This window comes from Sorangium sp. So ce124 (assembly GCF_051525235.1).
In the GTDB taxonomy this organism is placed as follows: domain Bacteria; phylum Myxococcota_A; class Polyangia; order Polyangiales; family Polyangiaceae; genus Sorangium; species Sorangium atrum.
The window spans coordinates 185058-203397 of sequence record NZ_CP150312.1 but is presented as its reverse complement, the minus strand read 5'-3'; the positions used below and the strand labels follow the sequence as shown (position 1 = coordinate 203397).

Below are 18340 nucleotides of genomic sequence, written 5' to 3'. Positions count from 1 at the left end.
TCACTCCTCACCGCCGTTCCCGAGCAGCTCGCTCTCCGTCTCGCCGCCCTCCGAGGGCTCGGGCGCGAGCGGCGCGAAGGCCGACCCGCCCGGCTGCACCAGCCTATCCCGATCGCGGCCGAGCACGATCGGCGCCGCCCCCGCGGATCGCAGCATCACGCGATCGCCCGCGGCCGAGTACTGGCCGGTCGCGACCACCTCGCCGGTGCAGCGGTCCTCGAGCGTGAAGCCCCCGGACGCGTCCAGGAGGAGCGTCCGCAGCCCCGCGGCGTAGAGGCCGACCAGCTCCGCCTCCGCGCTGCCAGGCTCCAGCGCGCCGCCTCTGGCGGCCGCCGGCACCGCGGCGAGCGCGTCCAGGGCGTCCTGCGCCGCCGAAGGCGCGAACGCGGCGGGATCGCCGGGATCGCGCTGCGCGTCGGGCAGGGCCTCGATCACGCCCTCGGGCGGATCGAGGAAGGAGCCACGCTCCAGCAGGTCCGGCGCCGTGAGCGTCCACATGCCGTCGCGGCGCCGGGAGATCTCGCCGCCGACGAGCGCCGCGAGCGCCGCAGCGGCCGCTTTGCTCGCGTGCAGCGTCAGGCGGTCGTCCCGCGCCTCCTCCCCCAGCGCGAGCCATCGGATCTCGCCCTCGGCGCCGCGGACGTGCGCGAGCATGCCGCCGCGCAGCGCGATCCGCGCAGCGCCCTCCGGGCCGCGCAGCACGGCCGTCTCGTCCACGTCGAGGGCGACCGGCAGGATCGGCGCGCCCTGCCAGCCGTCGCTGGCCACGGTCCAGCGAGCGCGCGCCGCGGGATCGAGCAGCACGTACGCGGTCGCGTCCGGAGCGTCGATCGGCTGGGAACACCCGGCGGAGAGCAGCGCCGGGCAAAGAAGGGAGAACGCAAGGAAGAGACCACGACGTCTGGGCATCGGGCGGAACCTCCGGGGAGCTGAGACGCCCCACGGCGGTGAAAGTTTCATCGACCACCAAGGGGCGCGCCCCGCCCGGGGCGAGCCCCGAGCGGCGAGGGGCACGCCCCTCGGCTTCACCTCCACGCCGTGCATCGGTATAACGAGGAAGTCATGAGCGCCGACGCGTCAGGCCTGAGAAGGCCCAGGCACCCGATCCCCGATTTCGTCGAGAACGCGCTGAACGAGCGTGGCTTGATGGCCTACAGGGCCCGCCCCGCGTACCAGCAGAACGATTATATCGGATGGATCGACAAGGCGAAGCGGCAGGAGACCAGGGAGAAGCGCCTCCGCCAGATGCTGGATGAGCTCGAATCCGGCGGTGTTTACATGAACATGAAGCATCCGGCATCGGAGAAGACGTGAGTTATCCCGCGGAAGGGAACAGCGAGTCCGTGCTGGCCTATGTGTTCTGGCACTGGAGACGACCCGAGACCCCTGCGGAGGAGTACGAGCGCCGGCAGCGAGCCTTCCACGCGGCGCTCGCCGCGGCGCCGGCGCCGGGCTTTCTCCGGTCGTTCAGCGTCGGGCTCTCCGGGGCGCCCTGGGCGGCCGGCGGCGGCGACGTCTACGAGGACTGGTACCTGGTGAACGACTTCGGTGCGCTCGGCGCGCTGAACGAGGCCGCGGTCTCCGCCAGCCGCTCGGCGCCGCACGACGCGGCGGCCGCGGTCGCGAGCGGCGGGGCCGGCGGGCTGTATCGCCTGAGAGGCGGAGCAGCGCCGAACGCTCCCGGCTACGCCCACTGGTTCGGCAAACCCGACGGCGTGTCCTACGGTGAGCTCTTCGACCGGCTCGCGCCCGCGCTGAACCAGGCGAGCGCCGGCCTGTGGATGCGCCAGATGGTGCTCGGGCCCGGCCGGGAGTTCTGCTTGCACGCGGCGATCCCCCTATCCCTGCCCGCGCCGTTCGATGCGCTCGTCCTCCCGCTCCGGCCAGCCTGGCCGGCGCTCGACGACACGGGCATGCCTCCGGCGCGCTGAGGCGCGCCCGCCATAGAACCGGTGCTCATGGAGATCGACCTCGCGTTCGTCCCCGGCTTCTCCGCGTCGCTCGCCGGCTGGGAGGCCACGCTGCGCGTGGGCGGCCATGGCGCGGTGAGGTGCCACTGGATCGGGCCGTCGGGCCCCGAGGAGCGGACCGGGACACGCGACGATCTCTTGTTGACCTCGCAAGCCTTCGAGAGGCTCAGTCGCGCGCTCCGCGAGCTCCCCGAGGAGCTCCAGCGGTGGGCGCTCGACGACGCTCCTGTCCGGCACATCCGGTGCCGCACCGGAGATGGGGCCATCGAACGTCGCCGGTCGGTATCGGGGAGGACCGCTACGCCGCTCGAGGCGGAGTTCGATCGCATCTGGCTCGAGCTCTTCTCCCTCGTGCGACCAACCCTGGTCGACCTCGGAATGCCCGAGCCGCTCGTCGCGCTGGCCCGCTGACACGACAGCGCCCGACAGCGGCGACCCTCGCGAGCGCTCCGAGGCAGGCCCGACGTGCTCCCGCGTTCCGTGTACACTGCGCGCCATGAACCGCTTCCTCCTGATGAGCGTGCTTGCTTTGTCCGCGTGTAGCCCCGAAGATCGCGACTTCACTCCTGAGAGCTCGGATGCCACGAGTTCGGGGACCTCCGGCGGGGGCGGAGGCGACGCCGTGGCCGTGGCCGCGGCGGGCGCCGGGGGCGACGCGCCCGGCTGCCAGGATGGCCTGTCCTTCTGCGCCGGCGCCTGCGTGGACAAGACCTCCGATCCGGAGCACTGCGGCGCTTGCGGCCATTATTGCCTGGGGGCGCCGTGCGAGGCGTCGCGCTGCCAGCCCCTCCTCCTGGCGTCGGGCGGCGTCGAGCCGACGGACATCGCGGTCGACGACACCACCGCGTACTGGGTCGATCCCGTCGCTCGACAGGTGATGACGGTGCCGGTCCGCGGCGGCAATGCGGCGTTCCTCTTCGAGGGAGACCCGCCCTTCGCCCCCCAGAGCATCACGCTCGGCCCCTCCGGCCAGGTCTACTTCACGGACTCCGGCCTCGAGGTCGTCGTGAGCGCGTCGTTCGAGGGCGATTACACGATCCTCGCGGACGGGCAGACATACCCCATGGGCATCGCGATCGACGCCGAGAACGTCTACTGGACGAGCGCCGACCAGGGCACGGTCATGAGGGTGCCTATCGCGGGCGGCTCGCCCGTCGCGCTCGCGGAGGGGCAAGACTCCCCGCTCGGCGTCGCTGTCGACGCGACCCACGTCTACTGGGTGAACGAAGGAGGCACGGTGATGAAGGTGCCTGTCGCGGGCGGCGCCGCGGTCACGCTCGCGGAGGGGCAGCTCAAGCCGAAGGACATCGCCGTGGACGCCGCCGCGGTCTACTGGACCAACGACGGAGGCACCGTGATGAAGGCGCCGCTCGAGGGCGGCAGCCCCGTCGCGCTCGCGGAGGGTCAGCGCAACCCCGGGAAGCTCGCGATCGACGCCGAGAGCGTGTACTGGACGAACGACGACGGCAGCGTGAAGAAGGTGCCCATCGGCGGCGGCGATCCCGAGACGCTCGCGACGGGGCAAGATCATCCGCTGGGCATCACCGTGGACGCGACCAGCGTCTACTGGACGAACAGCGCCGCAGGCACGGTGATGAAGCTCCCGAAGTGACACCCCGCTTGCCAGGGGCCCGGTTCGAGCGCGACGATCGGCGCCTCCATGAAGCGCGCCGCCCTCCTCCCGATCGCCCTCCTCACCGCGTGCGCCGGCGCTCCGGCTCCCCAGCGGGCCCCTGACGCGCCGCTGCTCGCGGCGCCGCGCCCCGCCGTCGCCGCGCCCGCGGTCGCGGCGGCGCAGCCCGCGACCGCGCCGGCGGAGCTCGCCTTCGTGCTGAGGATCGCCCATCCGAAGCGGACCTGGGACAACGTCGCGCAGCTCCTGCCGAGCAGCGCGCTCGTGTTCACCATGGGCTCGACGGACCCCACGAAGGTCATCGCGCAAGCGGCGGGTCCGGAGCTCGCCGACATCGTCGATCTGGAGAGGCCGCTCGACGTCGCCTTCCTGGGCAACATGGGCAATCACGCCGTGGCCTCCCTGTCGGTCGCGGAGCAGGACCTGCCGCGGCTGGCCGATCGCTTCGCGCTCAAGGAGCTCAAGGAGCACCCGGGCCTGTTGCGCGTCGAGCGCGCGCGTGACGCCGAGCCCGACGACGAGGCGCCGCCCTGGGCCTGCGCGTTCGATCCCGGCGAGCGGCGGGATGGCGCGCGCCTGCTCTGCGGCACGGACGTGGAGGACATCGAGACCGCCGCGGCCTACCTCGTCCAGGTCGTGGCCCGCGAGCCGCTCGACGCGGACGCGCGGATCGAGCTCTCGGAGCGGACCCTCCGCCAGGCCGTGGAAGAGGCGAGCGGCGCGGACGGCGCGGACGAGAACGACGGCCGCGCGGGGGCGTTGGGCCAGGAGCTCGCCGCGGGGTTCCTGCGCGACATCGAGAGGTTGAACGTCGACCTCACGTGGGGCCGCGCGGACGTCGAGGTCGGCCTCACGCTGCGCTTCGCGGGCCGGCGCTCGCCCCTCACGCTGGCCTTCGCGCCGGCGGCGGCGCAGGACGCCGCGCCGCCGCCGGCCTTCTTCCGCCTCCCGGCCGACACGGCGGTCGCCTTCCACACGCAGGGCGCGTCGCGCGCCGAGCTCACCCCGCTGCGAGAGGCCGTCTTCAAGGCGCTGCGCGACGACATGATCGACGACGGCTACGACGAGGCGCGGCTCGATCAGGTCCTCGATCGCCTCGAGACCCTGGCCCTCACGGGCGGCCCCTTCGTCTTCGGCGCGGGCGCGAACGGCGCGGCGGCGGAGAAGGCGCTCGCGGCCTACCAGCGCGACAAGGGCGCGCAGCGCGCGCAAAAGGCGGCGCGCCTCGCGCTCCAGGGATGGATGCTGGCCTCGGTCGAGGAGCCGGCGCCGACCTGGATCTCCAGCGTGAAGGAGCTCCTCCAGCGCGGCGATGAGCTCGACAAGCTCAAGAGGAGCGCGCCGAAGGACGGAAACACCGCGCGGGCCGCGGGCAAGCCCGGGGGCGCGCCGAAGGACGGCGCTCGCAAGGACGACGAGGACAAGCAGCGCACGACGCACGCGATCGTCCGCGCGCCCGCCTCGCTGCCCGCGGGGACGCTCCACGTCGAGCTCCGCTCGAAGCCGCTCACGAAGGACGCCCCGCCCGCGCACACGACCCACCTCTACGTCGTCCCCGCCGGCCAGCGGACGTGGCTCGGGATCGGCGAGGACGACGCCGCCCTCATGGATCGGCTGCGCGTCGCGGTGGATCCGGGGCGCGACGACGGCACGCTCGGCGCGGCGCCGGACATCGACGTGCTGCGGAGGCGCGGGACGCTGGCCGGCGGGCTCTTCTCGCTGGCCGGCTTGACGCTGCTCGCGGCGAACGGCGACACGCCGGAGGCGCTGGACAAGGTCGCCAAGGATCTCGCCGCGCTCGCGGCGCTGCCGGCGCGCGGCGGGGTCGCCATTCCGCTCGCCGTCACCTCCGAGGTGCTCGGCTCCGGCGCGGCCCGCCTCGACGTCCGCGTGCGGCTGACCCACGCCGGGATCCAGGACGCGATCGCGCTCCTCGCGCGCTGACGTCGACCCACCGCGCGAGGGGCCCGGACCGCGCTCGAGGCAGCGTCACATCGAGATGTTGATCGTGGGTGTCTGGTCCGTCGTCCAGGAGCTGACGCCCGGGAAGTAGGTCGTCTCCTCGTCGCCGCCCTGGGTCGTGTGGATCTGGTACCGGCGATTCGCTCCGCAATTGAAGAGCGCCCCGTAGACGACCGATTTCGTCTGACCGGCGCCGACCAGCTCGGACGAGTTGTTCGCGAGCTTGTCCCACGTGCCGCCGGACACCTTCACCTTGCTCTCGTCCCAGTCGACCGTGAACGCCTGGCTGCCGGAGTTGTGCACGCTCACCGTGATCTGGCAGCCGGCAACCGCGTCGCTCGGCGCGCCCGCGGCGATCGCGGCGCCGATGGGCAACGCGAGGGCAGCGGCGATCAAGGTCCGGCGAATGAGCACATGTCGTTCGAGCATCATGGCGAGTCCTCCTGTGGTGTTGCGGCCGTCGATTCACCTCGACGGCTCGCTCGCGGAGGGACCTCAGCAACCGGCAGGCCAGAGGCGAACTCGCGTCGGACCGCGAGGGGCGGGCCTCGTCCTCGTCGCGCGCCGCCCGCCTCCGCTGCGGAGAGGCGCGCGCGCGGAGCCCCCGGGCGCCTGCTCGAGCCTTCGGCCGGGAGCGCTGCGGGTGACACATCGCCACAAGGGTGTCACGTGACACCGTGTGGCAGGTGAGCCTGCTCATCCGGGACGTGAGAGGACGCTGCGGAGCTGGCCGCCGCGCTCACGCCCGCTTCGGCGGGATGGGGTATATCGCGGCCAGATCGTCGTTCCGCCGGAACCCGAGCGCCTCCCGGTGCACGCGCAGCTCCCAGACCGCGCGCGCCGCCACCTCTCGCTGTCTGTTGAAGGCCACGATCATCTCCGCGCGCTCCGTCGAGTCCGCGCCCTGGCGCAGGGCGAGCTCGTCGAGCGCTATGCCTTGCAGCTCGAGCTCGAGCAGCGCGACGTTGACCTTGTCCTCGGACCGCCCGAGCGCCGAGGCCATCTCCCTGAGGATCTCACCGGCGAGGTCCGTCCGGCCGACGGCGGGCAGGCGCTGCCGGAGGCGGTCGAGATACGGGCTCTTGTGCCCCTGATCCTTGAGCTGCTCGACGAGCTTCTTCCACGCCGGCTCGGTCATGCCACCGCAGCGTAGCAGCGCCGCGGGAGCGCACCGCCTCCGCCGCGGACGCGGCAGGCGTGCCCGCACGCGTCGCGAGCGCCCGGCCGAGCCGCCTGCGCCCGGCCCTCGGGCCCAGGAGCGGCCCGGCGCGCCTCGCGGTCAGCCGCCCCCCTCCGACACCAGCTTGCCGAATGCACCGGCGTTCGCCGGCGGGACGGGCCTGGGCGCGGAGATCTCCGTGACCCTGAAGGGCACGGAATCGCTACACAGGAAGAAGTCCAGACGATTCCACTCGACGGTCCGGGGTGGCCCGGTCTTCTTCCTTGCATGTGAAAGCCGCCACAGCGTACTTCTTGACGCGAGAGCAGCCTCCGCTCGAGCAGTTCGAGGAGATCACCATGCCCTGGTATGTCTATTTCGCGTACTTCTTCGGTGGGGCGTTCCTCGCCAATGCGCTCCCCCACTTGATCGCCGGCGTGTCCGGCCAACCGTTGCAGACCCCGTTTGCATCACCGCCATTCAGGGGGTTGTCGCCGCCGGCGGTGAACGTCGCCTGGGCGCTGGCCAACCTCGCCTTCGCGTATCTCTTGCTTGTGCGCGTCGAAGCCCTCGATCTCCGGAGCTGGTCTGACGCCGGTGTCTGTTTCCTCGGGTTCGGCGCCATGGCCCTCCAGTGCTCTCGCTCTCTCGCTCGCCTTCGCAAGCAGACCCTCCCCTGACCTGCCCCTTCGCGAGGCGACGAGAGCGCACGCGCCGCGAACGCCGTGAGGCTACGACGAGACGATCGCATTCTCGGGACAGGCACCACGCACGCCGCCGGCCGCCGGAGACACGGCTCGTCCCTGCTGGAGCTCGGCGAACCGCCTCTCAACGTGCGTCGTCAGAGCCGCGCACGAGGATGACACGGGTCTTCGACAGCCCGTCGTGCAGGCCCACGGGCGCGGCGCCCCGCCGCGTCAGGAACGTGAACGCCTCGAAGGGGATGAACCGGCACAGGGTGCGGAGCGCGATCCGACCGAGGCCGGCGCGGCTGCCGTCCTCCATCACGACCCGCGTGCCAGTGACGAGCTTGCCCAGCGTGGCGCCGAAGATCGCCTCCATCGAGACATAGTACGCGAACATTATTACGAGGCCGAGCAACGTATCGTTGGTCCGCTCGAACACCTCGGCGCCTCCGAGGAGCCCGAAGATCACGCCCACGAGGAACGTGAACAGCATCAATCCCATGTAATCGACGATGAGGTTCACGAGCCGCCGGCCGCCGCTCGCGAGCCGCAACCGCGAGCGCGCCTCCGGTCGCAACGCCGCGGAGGCGTCTGCCTTGGGTGGTTCGTAGGGGTTATAGCTCTCGGCGGGCTGCGCGGTCGGAGAACTCATGAGACCTCTCGATGCGGGTTGGGTGGCGTCGCGGCGCAGCGCTCGAGGGCAGGCTGCCCCCGGAGTCGACGCGCCCATACGCATGCTACGCCCCGCAGGCGGCGACGTGAAGACAGACAGCTCCTTCGACCCGGCGATGAAGGAACGATCGAACCGGACACGCTTTTCGGAGTGTGGACGGATCGCAAAGGCGACCGGTGGCGCGGCGCCGGATCGAGCTCACCGCCGAGCGCGAGGTCGACGCTCCCCGTTGCCATCGCATCCTGCACGGCGCCCCGGCCCGCCGAGAGCACGCGCTCGCCAGCCTCGCAGATGGAAGCAGCCTGCCTGCGGGTTCAGAGATTGATGACCAGCATGGTCACGGCTTCGCCGTCGTCGTACACGATGTCGGGCCTTTCGTCCCCGTTGAGGTCGCCGACACCGAGAGACAGGCCCTCCCGGCTGTTCGCCTCGTCGAAGGTGTGATCTTCGCCGAACGCCGTCCCCTCGCTGACGATCAGGTGGATCACGCCGTCCATGGCCCAGTTCGCGACGACATCGTCTCTCCCATCGCCGGTGAAATCGGCCATCGCGGTCCTGGCATGGTGATTCGCCGACACCTGGTGCTCGGGCCCCTGCGTGAACCCACCCGCGCCGTCGCCGACGAGCACGCGCAGCCTCCCGTCGAGCATGGCCACGACCAGGTCCTGGTCGCCATTGCCGTCGAAGTCCCCGGCGGACACCGACGACACCTCGGAAGGCATCGCGAAGGAGGTCGGCGAATCGAGGCCCCCCGCCCCGTCGCCGAGCCAGACGCTGACCTTCCTCTGGTCCCAGTGGGCCGCCGCCAGATCCGCGTTGCCGTCGGCGTCGAAGTCCCCCACGGCGAGCGCGACCGGAGAATCGGCGGGCACCGTCGCTGCCGCCACGAACCCGCCAGCGCCGTCCCCCAGGAAAATGGTCACGTCGGACGCGCCGCCGGAGGCGAGATCTTGATGCCCATCACCATCGAAATCGGCGGTCGCGAGGCAGAGCGAGCTCGCCGGATCGACCTCGATCGCGGGCAGAAACGTCGCTCCCGGCCCCCCCTCGGCGAGCGACAGGCCCCACACCTCCGCTACGACGTCGGGGTCGCCGTCCTCGTTGAAGTCGGCGACGACCGCCGCGGAGTAGTAATCCCTGGGCGGCAGCGTCCAGACGGACTCTTCCATCCGCCCCGTCCCCTTGCCGCGCAGCACGCCCAGCCCCTCGCCCGAAGCACCGCCGATATTGCCGAGGATGACGTCGGCGCGGCCGTCCTGATCGGCGTCGCGCACGAAGATCTCGGTCAGGCTGCCGCCCTCGAGGGGCCCGGAGACGCGGACCTTCTTGACCGAGCAGATCGCGTTCAGCGGCGATTGGCTCGGGTTCGGGACGAGGCGACAGGAATCGTCGGCGTCGTAGATACCGTCCCCGTCCTCGTCGAAGAACCTGTCGATATCCGGCACGTCGGCGGTCGAACCCAGCTCCTCGATCCGCTCGCCGAGGAGATCCTTCACTTCGTAGCGATCCAGCGCCGAGGCCGCCCCGGCGAGCTCCGCGACGAGCGCGGGATCGAGCGCGCCGTCGCTCGCCAGATCGAGCGAGAGCTGGTTCACGAGCTCCTGCACCGTCGCGTCGACGGAGCCGTGCTCACCCGCCTCGAGGATGGCTGCCTTGAGCACGATGGCGCCGACGGCGAGGAGGTACGCATTGGCGTCGCCATCGCCCCCGAGGGCGTTCATCTCGACGCCGCTCGCATGGGGGTCGAAACCTGGCGGGCCGATGCCCAGCGCGGCGCGGAGCTCGCCCTCCGCCTGCTCGACCGCAGCCGTGAGATCCCCGCTGCCCTCGGCGAGCCGCCTGGCCCGCTCGTAGCCGAGGTGCGTGATCAGGTTGACATACGCGGTCTGCTCCGGTGCATTGCCGGCAACGTCGAACAGCGCGCGCAGGGTCAACGGGGCGCCCGAGAGGCGGCCGGTGACCTCGTTGTAGTAGAACCCTTCGCTCACGATCGAGACCGGACCGGGGTGGGCGAGAGCCACTTCGAAATGTCCGAGATCGTTGTCCGTCGCGGTGATGAACGTCTGTCCCGTCGGGGTCAGGTCATGACCGAGGACCGAGATCACCACCGACGATCCGACCACGAACGGCCCCTTTTCGACGGCTCCCGTGAGCTGCACAGGCCCCGCGCCGCCCGTCCCTCCCCCCGCCGCGCTGCTGCTCGCGTCCGCGCCGCCCGTCCCCGCCGCGCTGCTGCTCGCGTCCGCGCCGCCCGTCCCCGCCGCGCTGCTGCTCGCGTCCGCGCCGCCTCTCCCCACCGCGCTGCTGCTCGCGTCCGCGCCGCCTGTCCCCACCGCGCTGCTGCTCGCGTCCGCGCTGCCTGTCCCCACCGCGCTGCTGCTCGCGTCCGTGCCCGCCCCTGTACCGCCGGCGGGCGAGCCCGTCGTCCCGCCCGCCTCCGGGTTGGAGGGCGCTGTTTCCCCACCGCATGCGCCCAGCAACGCAGAGACGGCAACCGCAAACAGGGCGCGATTCGACCTCATCGTCATGCTCTCAACATAGCATCGCGAGCAGCGAAGCGTCGCGGTAGGCGCCAGTTACCGCCGCCTCCCGCCGCGCGACGAGCTCTTTCCCGGTACCGCTGTCGCCCGTGACGCGCGGGGCACCCTTCCGCTCGAAGAACGCTCCCGGCCGAGCGAAACCCAAATACGTTCACGGGCCTGCGGGCATTGTAGGGGGTGATGGAGACGTGGCCAACGCGGGCATCCGGAGGGCGTTCCGAGTGTCAGCCGGGCGTTTATCTCCACTGAGGCAGGAAAAATACGACCATGACAAAGCGCGTAAACCGAAGAATTTTCCTCCGGGGGCTGGGCGGAGCTTGCGTCGCGGCGCCGTTCCTCGGCTCGATCCTCGACCGCTCCGTGATGGCGCAGCCGGCCACACCACCGAAGCGGCTGATCGTGATGTACACGCACTATGGCTGCATCACGACGCGGTGGTTCCCGAAGAAGTCGCACGGCCCGCTCACCGCCGCGGACCTCGAGTCGACGACGCTCAAGCACCTGGCGCCGTACGTCGACAAGCTCCTCATGCCCCGAGGCATCCGCGCGATGAACGAGTGGACGGCGACGATGGTTCGGGGGCAGGGGAACGATGAAAACACGCAGGTGAACGGGTCGTACTTCACTTGCCACCCGGTCACTCCCAACAGCAACGACCCGTTCAGCTTCAACACGGCGACGAAGTTCTACGCCATGCCGACCGGTCCCTCGCTGGACCACGTCATCGCACGACAGCTCAGCCCGCAAGGCACTCCGTTGCTCTTGAACACAATTGGTCAGAATGATAACTCTCAGTCGGCGATTTCCTACTCCGCCGCCGAGACCCTCTTCAGGGGCTTCAACGCGCAGCAGGCCTTCAGCAGCCTCACGGGCGTCTTCGAGACGGGGAAGCCGCCGTCTCCGGACACCTACGCGGCGATGCGCGGCAAGAGCGTCCTCGACATCGTGAAGGATGATCTGCAGAGGCTCGAGCGGTTCGACATGAGCCGTGCCGACAAGCAGAAGCTCGCAGCCTGGAAGGAGCTCCTCCACGCGACAGGCAACGTGGTGGCTTCTGCGCAGTGCGACACGTCCCTCGCCACGTCGCTCGATGTGACGCAAGAAAACATCGATCTGGTGAGCAACGCGAACTACTCGGACAAGCTGACGCAGCCAATCTCAGACGGCCTGGACGGAGCGGACCTCTATTCGAACCTCGCCGTGCTCGCGGCAGCGTGCAACGCGAACCCCGTCATCTTCCTGAAGTACCCCGCGGCCTACACCTTTGGGGGGCTCGGCCTGACGCAGGAGGCCGCGGGTCTCGCGAGTCGCTTGGACCACGCGGGCATGACGGGCACCTGCGTCCCCGGTGTGATCGACATGATCCTCAAGATCGACGACTACTATGCGAGGAAGTTCGCCCACCTCGTCGGGCAGCTGAACCGTATCGACGAGGGCGACGGGACGCTCCTCGACAACTGCGCGGCCGTCTGGTTCCAGGACGCGTCGGACGGCTGCGCCCGGAACCTCAACAACCTGCCGATCGTCCAGGCCGGCAGCGCCGGCGGCTATTTCAAGACCGGCTGGGCCGTGAACGTCGAGGACGGCTCGCCCGATCTCACGACCGGCAACAGCGAGATCACGTGTGCCGACGGCACGTCGGACCAGGTCGACGCGATATCCCAGGAAACGGGGACCGATCCGTCGCTCGCCAACGCGCCGATCAACAAGTACTTCTGCAACTTGATGAACGCCCTCGGGGTCAAGGCAGGCGCGGATGGTTTCCCGGCACCGGGCGGTTCGGCGCCGGTGACCCACTACGGCATGTACGACCGGACGGAAGACTTCATCGGTGGCGGGACCAATCCCCCCACCATCCACGATCCAGGCGAGTTCGCCGCGCTCAGGGCGAACGCCTGAGCGGTCTCGTCCCCGAGCCTGTCGCGCTGCTTCACGACATGGACCGTCCGGCAGATCCGCATCGTCATGACGCGAGCCTCGACCGCGTGATCTCACCCTCATGGCGCGACGGGTACCGAGCGGGCCAGCGGACGGGGGGCGGCCCTTTAGGGCGAGGCGAGGGGGCCGATGGCGGGTCCTTGTCGCAGTCGCGGTGGCGCTCGCCGCGCGGCGCGCGGGGTGATCCCCTCGCTGTACGGCCTCGCCGTCCTGCCGGCGGCCCTGGCCTTGGTCGTCGCGCGACATCGCCCCGAGCACCGCCCGATCGCATGCCTCCTCGGGTGCGGGGCCGCTCGTCCGGAGGGAGCGGGCGAAGGTGCACCACGTCGCTGCGGGCCTGATCATCATCACAGAACTGTCGATGCTCGCGGGCCCGTACCGCTTCGGCGTCCTCACGACTTGGGAGCTCGCGCAGTCGATGCTGATTGCGCTGTACGTCACGATCGTTCCTGTCCAGGGGGTGGCGGTGTGGCGACGGACGCCGCAGCGTTCACGCTCGCTCAGTTCATCGTCTTTCTCATCGCGATCATCGTTCGCGATCGAGGCTTTGCACCAAAGACCGACCCGACCCGGACGTGCAGCCCGCGGAAGCGCTTCGTGTCTGGCTGCGGGCGCTGACCATGTCGGAGAAGGCCAGCAGGGTCTTGCAGGGGGAGCTCTTGGGCGAGCACCAGAGCGCCTTGGTCGGTTGCGCCGAGCGAAGTTGGCAGCCGCTTCGGGCGTACCAGAGCACCACGAGCGTGTAGGCTGGCCGAGCCGCCCTGCGAGCCGATACGCCCGAAACGGCGCCCGATGTTCCGGCTCTTGAGAGCGTAGATCTGGCGTAGCGCGCCACCCATGCCCTCGCGGCTCCGGCGCCCGGAGCGTCTCCAGATCGCACGGCCGCCCTCGCTCAGGGCTGAGCACGGCCGGAACACTAGGCACAAACTGCTCATCACCCTATGTTCCGAGCGCTTGTCCTCCGCTTCAAAAACACCCCCGCACGATGTGCCGAAGGCGGACTATCCATCGATTCACGCTCTGGACAAGACGCCGGCGGAGCGACGATCCAGGCACATAGAATTTCTAAAGTCGGACAAGACCCACGAGCCGACATTCGTGTAGATCACTACCAATATGGAAAGTTGGCGCGGGGCATGCAGACGCTCCGACACAGCATCTCGCGGGGAGATGAGTCAACAGCAGGGGGGAATATTCATGAATACGACTTTCCATCGCGTCTCGGCTCTCGTGCTCTCCTTCAGCACCGTCGCCGTTCTCGCGCTCTCGGGCTGCACCGTCGCAGACGAGGTAGAGGCAGCGGAAAGCAACGATCTGGCCGTCGACACCGGCAACGGTTCGGTGAGCGGTGCGCACTACACGCTGAATATCATCGGCGTGCCCAGGGGCAAATCTGCCAACATGACTGGTGGCGACGGTCGCCGCATCTTCGTGGGCCTCGGGAGCGATGGCGCGGTGTCCTCGACGCGCATCGATCTCACCGAGGGTGACTTCGCGGTGCTCGACGCCAACGGCACCGACGGCCGCGCCTCGTTCCAGCTGCCCAACCCCGATCCTGACTGCGACGGCACGACCTCGTACTCGGTCTACGTGCGCGCGCTCGCCAAGCCGGGCGGACACGCGGACATGCAGTCCTGCTACGAGGACGAGACCGGCACCTGGTGCGCGGTCGACTTCGCCGGCGGCGTCGCGCCGATCACCATCACGCGCACAAAGGGCAAGCAGACCTTCGTGAACGTCTCCAAAGACCTCCTCTACATCGATTACTGCGCCGAGTGGGACGCCACGACGGGTGAGTGCCTGGACGTGAACCAGGTGCCGCTCTTCGGGGACGACAACCTGGCGTACTTCTGGCAGTACGACAACCAGGGACTGAAGCTCGCGCAGCTCCGCTTCTACGAGATCGCCACGGACACAAACTGGGAGCCCGTGTGCCCGCAGTAGTCTAGAAGCCCGCCAATCTTGCGCCTAGGCGCGACCGAGATCGCGCAAGCTCTTCGTCCTAGCCCGCCGACGGGACGACCGTCATCGAGCTGGTGGGGAGGCACGGCGGGCGGATGCGGATCGACACGAGCGAGAACAGCCTCTCGGCCTCGTCCCTCGGCGTGCCGCCCGCGCGTGCCGGAGGCCCGCCTCTGCCCGCTGCTCGACGAACTGCGAGCCGCGCACCCTTCTTGGGCCTTTTCATGCCCAGCGGATCCCGGATCATCAGCCCGCCCTGGCGGCCTGCGCGGTTCTACCTCGCGTAATCCGGCCGGCTCGTCCAATCCTCCCAGCGCGGGCTCGTGGGCCGCTTCCTGCGCCGGAGCGCGGAGGGGGCGTCAACCTGCGGGTCCAGGGCCCCGAGGGGCAGAGCAGCGAGCGCGCGAGCTACGTCGTGGGCTGCGACGGGGCCGCGCGCGTCGTGCCGCCGGTGCCACCGGCAGCCCGAGCAGTCGGCCGATCGCTTCGTGAACGACCCGGGCCCCCACCCCATCCCCGAGGGCGACGGCGCGGCTCAGGGGTGCTGGCGAGCGAGGCGACCACCGCAGTCCGACGCGACGGCTCGGCCACGGCGAGCTCCCCAGGCCCGGGGCTTGACAGCTGGGCGCGGTTCGGGTCCGTGCCGTCCGAGGAGGTGCGATCCGCCGTCACGCCCCCCTGAAACCGCACCGCGCGCTCAGCCGACGCGCGATCGGCCTTCACGCCGGCCGAAACGTCGCCCTGCTTGCATCTGGTGCCCGTTCCTGACTACCCGTCCATGCAAGGAGGGTCCCGATGACAACGACCGCTGTTCTCCAGTTCCTGCCTGACTGGCAGCACGCGCAGCAGGGTCCGATCGAGCGCGGGGGGAAGCTCAGGATCGAGTACGAGCTGAGCCGCCTGTCGCGCTGCTTCACGACGTGGCGCGGCGCCGAGATCGGCGACATCACCGCCTACGTCCGCTTCCACCCGCGGGGCGCGATCGTGCAAGGGAGCGTCGTCGAGGAGGTGCGGGCCCCGGGGAACCCGCCCGGGCACGTCGTCGCGCACAGGCCCGCGGCCCTGGAGATCTCGGTGCCCGACGACGCGACCCAGGCGGAGATCTGGTTCCACGGCTTCTCTCAGACCAGCCGCCGGTGCGAAGCGTGGGACACGCGCTTCGGCGACAACTACTGGTTCGATGTGGGCGGCCCGCCGCCGCGGATCCCGGCGCAGCCGGTCGTCTACCGCGCGGGGGCGCAGCGGCGCCCCGACATCACGAACGTCCGGGCCTTTCGGGTCTCGAAGGTCTACGCGTTCCCGAGGCCCGCACAGGGGCCGATCGCGGGGACAGACATCCAGATACACCTGGACCTCGACGCGTGGGTCAGCCATTCGGCGTGGGGCGCCAGCGCATGGATCGATGTCCACGTGTTCGACGGCCACGACGCGCTCGTCCACGCCGAGACGATCCCGCTTTCGTATACCGGGTGGGGCCCGAACCAGCAGTTCAGCTTCGCGGGCAAGATTTTCCAGGGATCCACCGCGACGCCGGGCTCGGTGTCGCCGCGGCCGGACGCGCGCAAGGTGCAGCTCCGGCTCTATTACGAGATCGACGGCCAGGTGTTCACGGATGGAGTCCTGCACCAGGCCGAGCTCCCCGAGGACGCGCGGCTCTGATCGGCGCCCCGCCGCCTCGCCGCGGGAGAGCGCCCCATGCTAAAAGGGCGTTCCCATGGCGAGCCGCTTCTACGTCACGACGCCCATCTATTACATCAACGACGTCCCGCACCTCGGTACCGCCTACACGACGATCGCCGCGGATGTGCTGTGCCGCTACCACCGGCTGCGCGGCCACGAGAGCCGCATGCTCACCGGCACGGACGAGCACGGCCTCAAGATCCAGCGCGCCGCCGAGGCGCGCGGCCTCGCGCCGGGCGCCCACGCCGACGAGATCGCCGCCGTCTTCCGCGACACGTGGCCGAAGCTCGGCTGCGCTCCCGACGACTTCATCCGCACGAGCGAGCCGCGCCACAAGAAGGCCGTGCAGGAGCTCTGGAGCCGGATCAAGGCGCGCGGGGACATCTACCTCGGCCACTACGAGGGGCTCTACTGCGTCGGGTGCGAGGCCTACTATACCGAGAAGGATCTGGAGCAGCCCGGGAACGTCTGCCCGCTGCACAAGAAGCCCGCCGAGAGCGTCAAGGAAGAGAGCTACTTCTTCCGCCTGTCCAGGTACGGGGACGCGCTGCTCGATTACTACAAGCGCAACCCGACCTTCGTGCAGCCGGCGAGCCGCCTGAACGAGGTGGTGAGCTTCGTGCGCGAGGGGCTCCAGGATCTGTCGGTCTCCCGCACCACGTTCCAGTGGGGCATCCCCGTCCCCGACGACCCGAAGCACGTCATGTACGTGTGGTTCGACGCGCTGGCGAACTACATGACCGCCCTCCGGGAGCCGGAGGACAACACGCGCTTCTGGCCCGCGGACGTGCACCTCGTCGGCAAGGACATCCTGCGCTTCCACGCCGTCTACTGGCCTGCGTTCCTGCTCTCGGCCGGCTACGGAGAGGCGGAGCTGCCGCGCCAGGTCTTCGCCCACGGGTTCCTCACGTACAGCGGCCAGAAGATGTCGAAGACGCTCCGCAACACCATCAGCCCCGTCGAGGTGGCGGCCGCCCTCTCCGAGGCGGCCGCGGCGGCCCTGCCCGGCGGCCCGGACGCGGCCGCCGCCGCGCCGCCCGTCGGGGTGGACGTGGTGCGGTATTGCCTGATGCGCGCGATCTCGTTCGGCCAGGACGGCGATTTCGGCCTTCAGGACGTGCTGTCGCGGTATGGCTCGGAGCTCGGCAACTCGCTCGGCAACCTGCTGAATCGCGTGCTCCCGTTCGCCGAGGAGGTCCCCGCGAAGGGGGCCTTGGGCCCGCTCGAGGAGGAGCTCGCCGGGGCGCAGCGGCAGGCCGCGGCGGCCGCGGCGGCCGCGTTCGACGCGAACCAGCCGACGCGCGCGCTCGACGCGATCTGGACGGTGATCGCCGCGGCGAACCTCTACATCGACAAGGCCGCTCCGTGGGTGGCCAAGAAGACGGACCCGGCGCGCCTCGGGACGATCATCGCGACCTTGATCGAGCAGCTCGAGGCGATCAGCGTGATGATCTCCCCCGTGATGCCGGTCGTGGCGGGCAGGATGCGCGAGCAGCTCGGGCTGCCGCCGATCGCGTTCGAGGCGGGCAGCGATCGCTGGCCGATGGCGCTCCCCGGGCGCGCGCCGGGCGAGAAGCTCCGCAGGGGCTCGCCCATCTTCCCGCGCCTCGAGAAGGAGAAAGAGGCCGAGCTGCTCGCCCGGTTCGCCCCGCCGCGGCCGGACGCCGAGCCGGCGAAGGCCGACGCGACGGCCGGCGCGAAGCCCGAGTCGAAGGCGGCCCCGGAGGCGAAGGCCGCGCCCGCGGCGAGCGGCGGCGCCGAGGTGGCTGCCCCGCCGGCGCGCCAGGGCAAGGGGCCCGTGGCGTTCGACGAATTCGCCCGGCTGGACCTCCGGATCGGCGTGGTCACGAGCGCCGAGCGCGTGAAGAAGAAGGACCGGCTGCTCGATCTGCGCGTCGACACCGGCGACGGCGCTCCGCGGCGCATCATCTCGGGCATCGCGGCGAGCTACGCCCCGGAAGAGCTGGTGGGCAAGCGGGTCGTCGTCATCTGCAACCTGCCGCCGCGCGACTTCGGCAAAGGGCTCGTGTCGGAAGGCATGCTGCTGACCGCCGATGTCGAGGGGCGAGTCCGCACCATCACCGTCGAGGACGCCGCGCCGGGCACGCCGGTGCTCTGATACCGCACCTCGACACGC

General features: G+C 70.3%; 15 protein-coding genes. 10 read left to right on the top strand and 5 right to left on the bottom strand.

The features are described 5' to 3' along the window. The gene (locus WMF19_RS00765) at positions 1 to 909 is read right to left on the bottom strand and encodes a hypothetical protein (protein ID WP_437897309.1); all 909 of its coding nucleotides are present in this window, start codon (positions 907 to 909) and stop codon (positions 1 to 3) included. A 153-nt stretch (positions 910 to 1062) separates the two neighbouring features. Between WMF19_RS00765 and WMF19_RS00760 the strand changes: the two genes are divergently transcribed. The 5 genes from WMF19_RS00760 to WMF19_RS00740 all read left to right on the top strand — a co-directional run bounded on the left by WMF19_RS00760 (position 1063) and on the right by WMF19_RS00740 (position 5547). Then, positions 1063 to 1314 carry a YdeI/OmpD-associated family protein gene (locus tag WMF19_RS00760; RefSeq protein ID WP_437897308.1) on the top strand — a complete coding sequence of 84 codons (252 nt, stop codon included), beginning with the start codon at positions 1063 to 1065 and terminating at the stop codon, positions 1312 to 1314. After that, complete coding sequence (locus WMF19_RS00755) at positions 1311 to 1931, top strand: hypothetical protein (protein WP_437897307.1); 621 nt, start codon at positions 1311 to 1313, stop codon at positions 1929 to 1931. Before WMF19_RS00760 ends, WMF19_RS00755 begins: the two co-directional genes overlap by 4 nt. A 27-nt stretch (positions 1932 to 1958) precedes the next feature. Next, entirely contained in the window at positions 1959 to 2381 is a 423-nt protein-coding gene (locus tag WMF19_RS00750; RefSeq protein WP_437897306.1) for a hypothetical protein, read from the top strand. Positions 2382 to 2466: 85 nt separating this feature from the next. Then, positions 2467 to 3582: a hypothetical protein gene (locus tag WMF19_RS00745; RefSeq protein ID WP_437897305.1), complete on the top strand. Its 1116-nt coding sequence runs from the start codon at positions 2467 to 2469 to the stop codon at positions 3580 to 3582. A 48-nt stretch (positions 3583 to 3630) separates the two neighbouring features. After that, entirely contained in the window at positions 3631 to 5547 is a 1917-nt protein-coding gene (locus tag WMF19_RS00740; RefSeq protein WP_437897304.1) for a hypothetical protein, read from the top strand. Between the two features lie 45 nt (positions 5548 to 5592). Here the strand turns inward: WMF19_RS00740 and WMF19_RS00735 are convergent, their stop codons facing one another. Next, a complete protein-coding gene (locus tag WMF19_RS00735; protein ID WP_437897303.1) occupies positions 5593 to 5997 on the bottom strand; it encodes a hypothetical protein in 405 nt (134 codons plus the stop codon). 307 nt (positions 5998 to 6304) lie between these two features. Further along, on the bottom strand, positions 6305 to 6703 hold the full coding sequence (locus WMF19_RS00730) for a hypothetical protein (protein ID WP_437897302.1): 399 nt from the start codon (positions 6701 to 6703) through the stop codon (positions 6305 to 6307). A 311-nt stretch (positions 6704 to 7014) separates the two neighbouring features. On the opposite strand from WMF19_RS00730, the gene WMF19_RS00725 reads away from it, so the two are divergent. Further along, positions 7015 to 7404, top strand: coding sequence for a hypothetical protein (locus WMF19_RS00725; protein WP_437897301.1), 390 nt, complete (start codon positions 7015 to 7017; stop codon positions 7402 to 7404). A 148-nt stretch (positions 7405 to 7552) separates the two neighbouring features. On the opposite strand, the gene WMF19_RS00720 is transcribed toward WMF19_RS00725, so the two are convergent. Beyond that, positions 7553 to 8062, bottom strand: coding sequence for an RDD family protein (locus tag WMF19_RS00720; RefSeq protein WP_437897300.1), 510 nt, complete (start codon positions 8060 to 8062; stop codon positions 7553 to 7555). A gap of 335 nt (positions 8063 to 8397) precedes the next feature. After that, entirely contained in the window at positions 8398 to 10605 is a 2208-nt protein-coding gene (locus WMF19_RS00715) for an FG-GAP-like repeat-containing protein (protein ID WP_437897299.1), read from the bottom strand. Positions 10606 to 10890: 285 nt separating this feature from the next. Between WMF19_RS00715 and WMF19_RS00710 the strand changes: the two genes are divergently transcribed. From WMF19_RS00710 to metG, 4 genes are all read left to right on the top strand, one after another. Continuing rightward, on the top strand, positions 10891 to 12522 hold the full coding sequence (locus WMF19_RS00710) for a DUF1552 domain-containing protein (protein WP_437897298.1): 1632 nt from the start codon (positions 10891 to 10893) through the stop codon (positions 12520 to 12522). Positions 12523 to 13758: 1236 nt separating this feature from the next. Continuing rightward, a complete protein-coding gene (locus tag WMF19_RS00705; protein WP_437897297.1) occupies positions 13759 to 14505 on the top strand; it encodes a hypothetical protein in 747 nt (248 codons plus the stop codon). A gap of 813 nt (positions 14506 to 15318) precedes the next feature. Further along, positions 15319 to 16182: a DUF6209 family protein gene (locus tag WMF19_RS00700; protein ID WP_437897296.1), complete on the top strand. Its 864-nt coding sequence runs from the start codon at positions 15319 to 15321 to the stop codon at positions 16180 to 16182. A 55-nt stretch (positions 16183 to 16237) separates the two neighbouring features. Beyond that, positions 16238 to 18322 carry a methionine--tRNA ligase gene (gene metG, locus WMF19_RS00695; RefSeq protein ID WP_437897295.1) on the top strand — a complete coding sequence of 695 codons (2085 nt, stop codon included), beginning with the start codon at positions 16238 to 16240 and terminating at the stop codon, positions 18320 to 18322. The last annotated feature ends 18 nt before the right edge of the window (positions 18323 to 18340 follow it).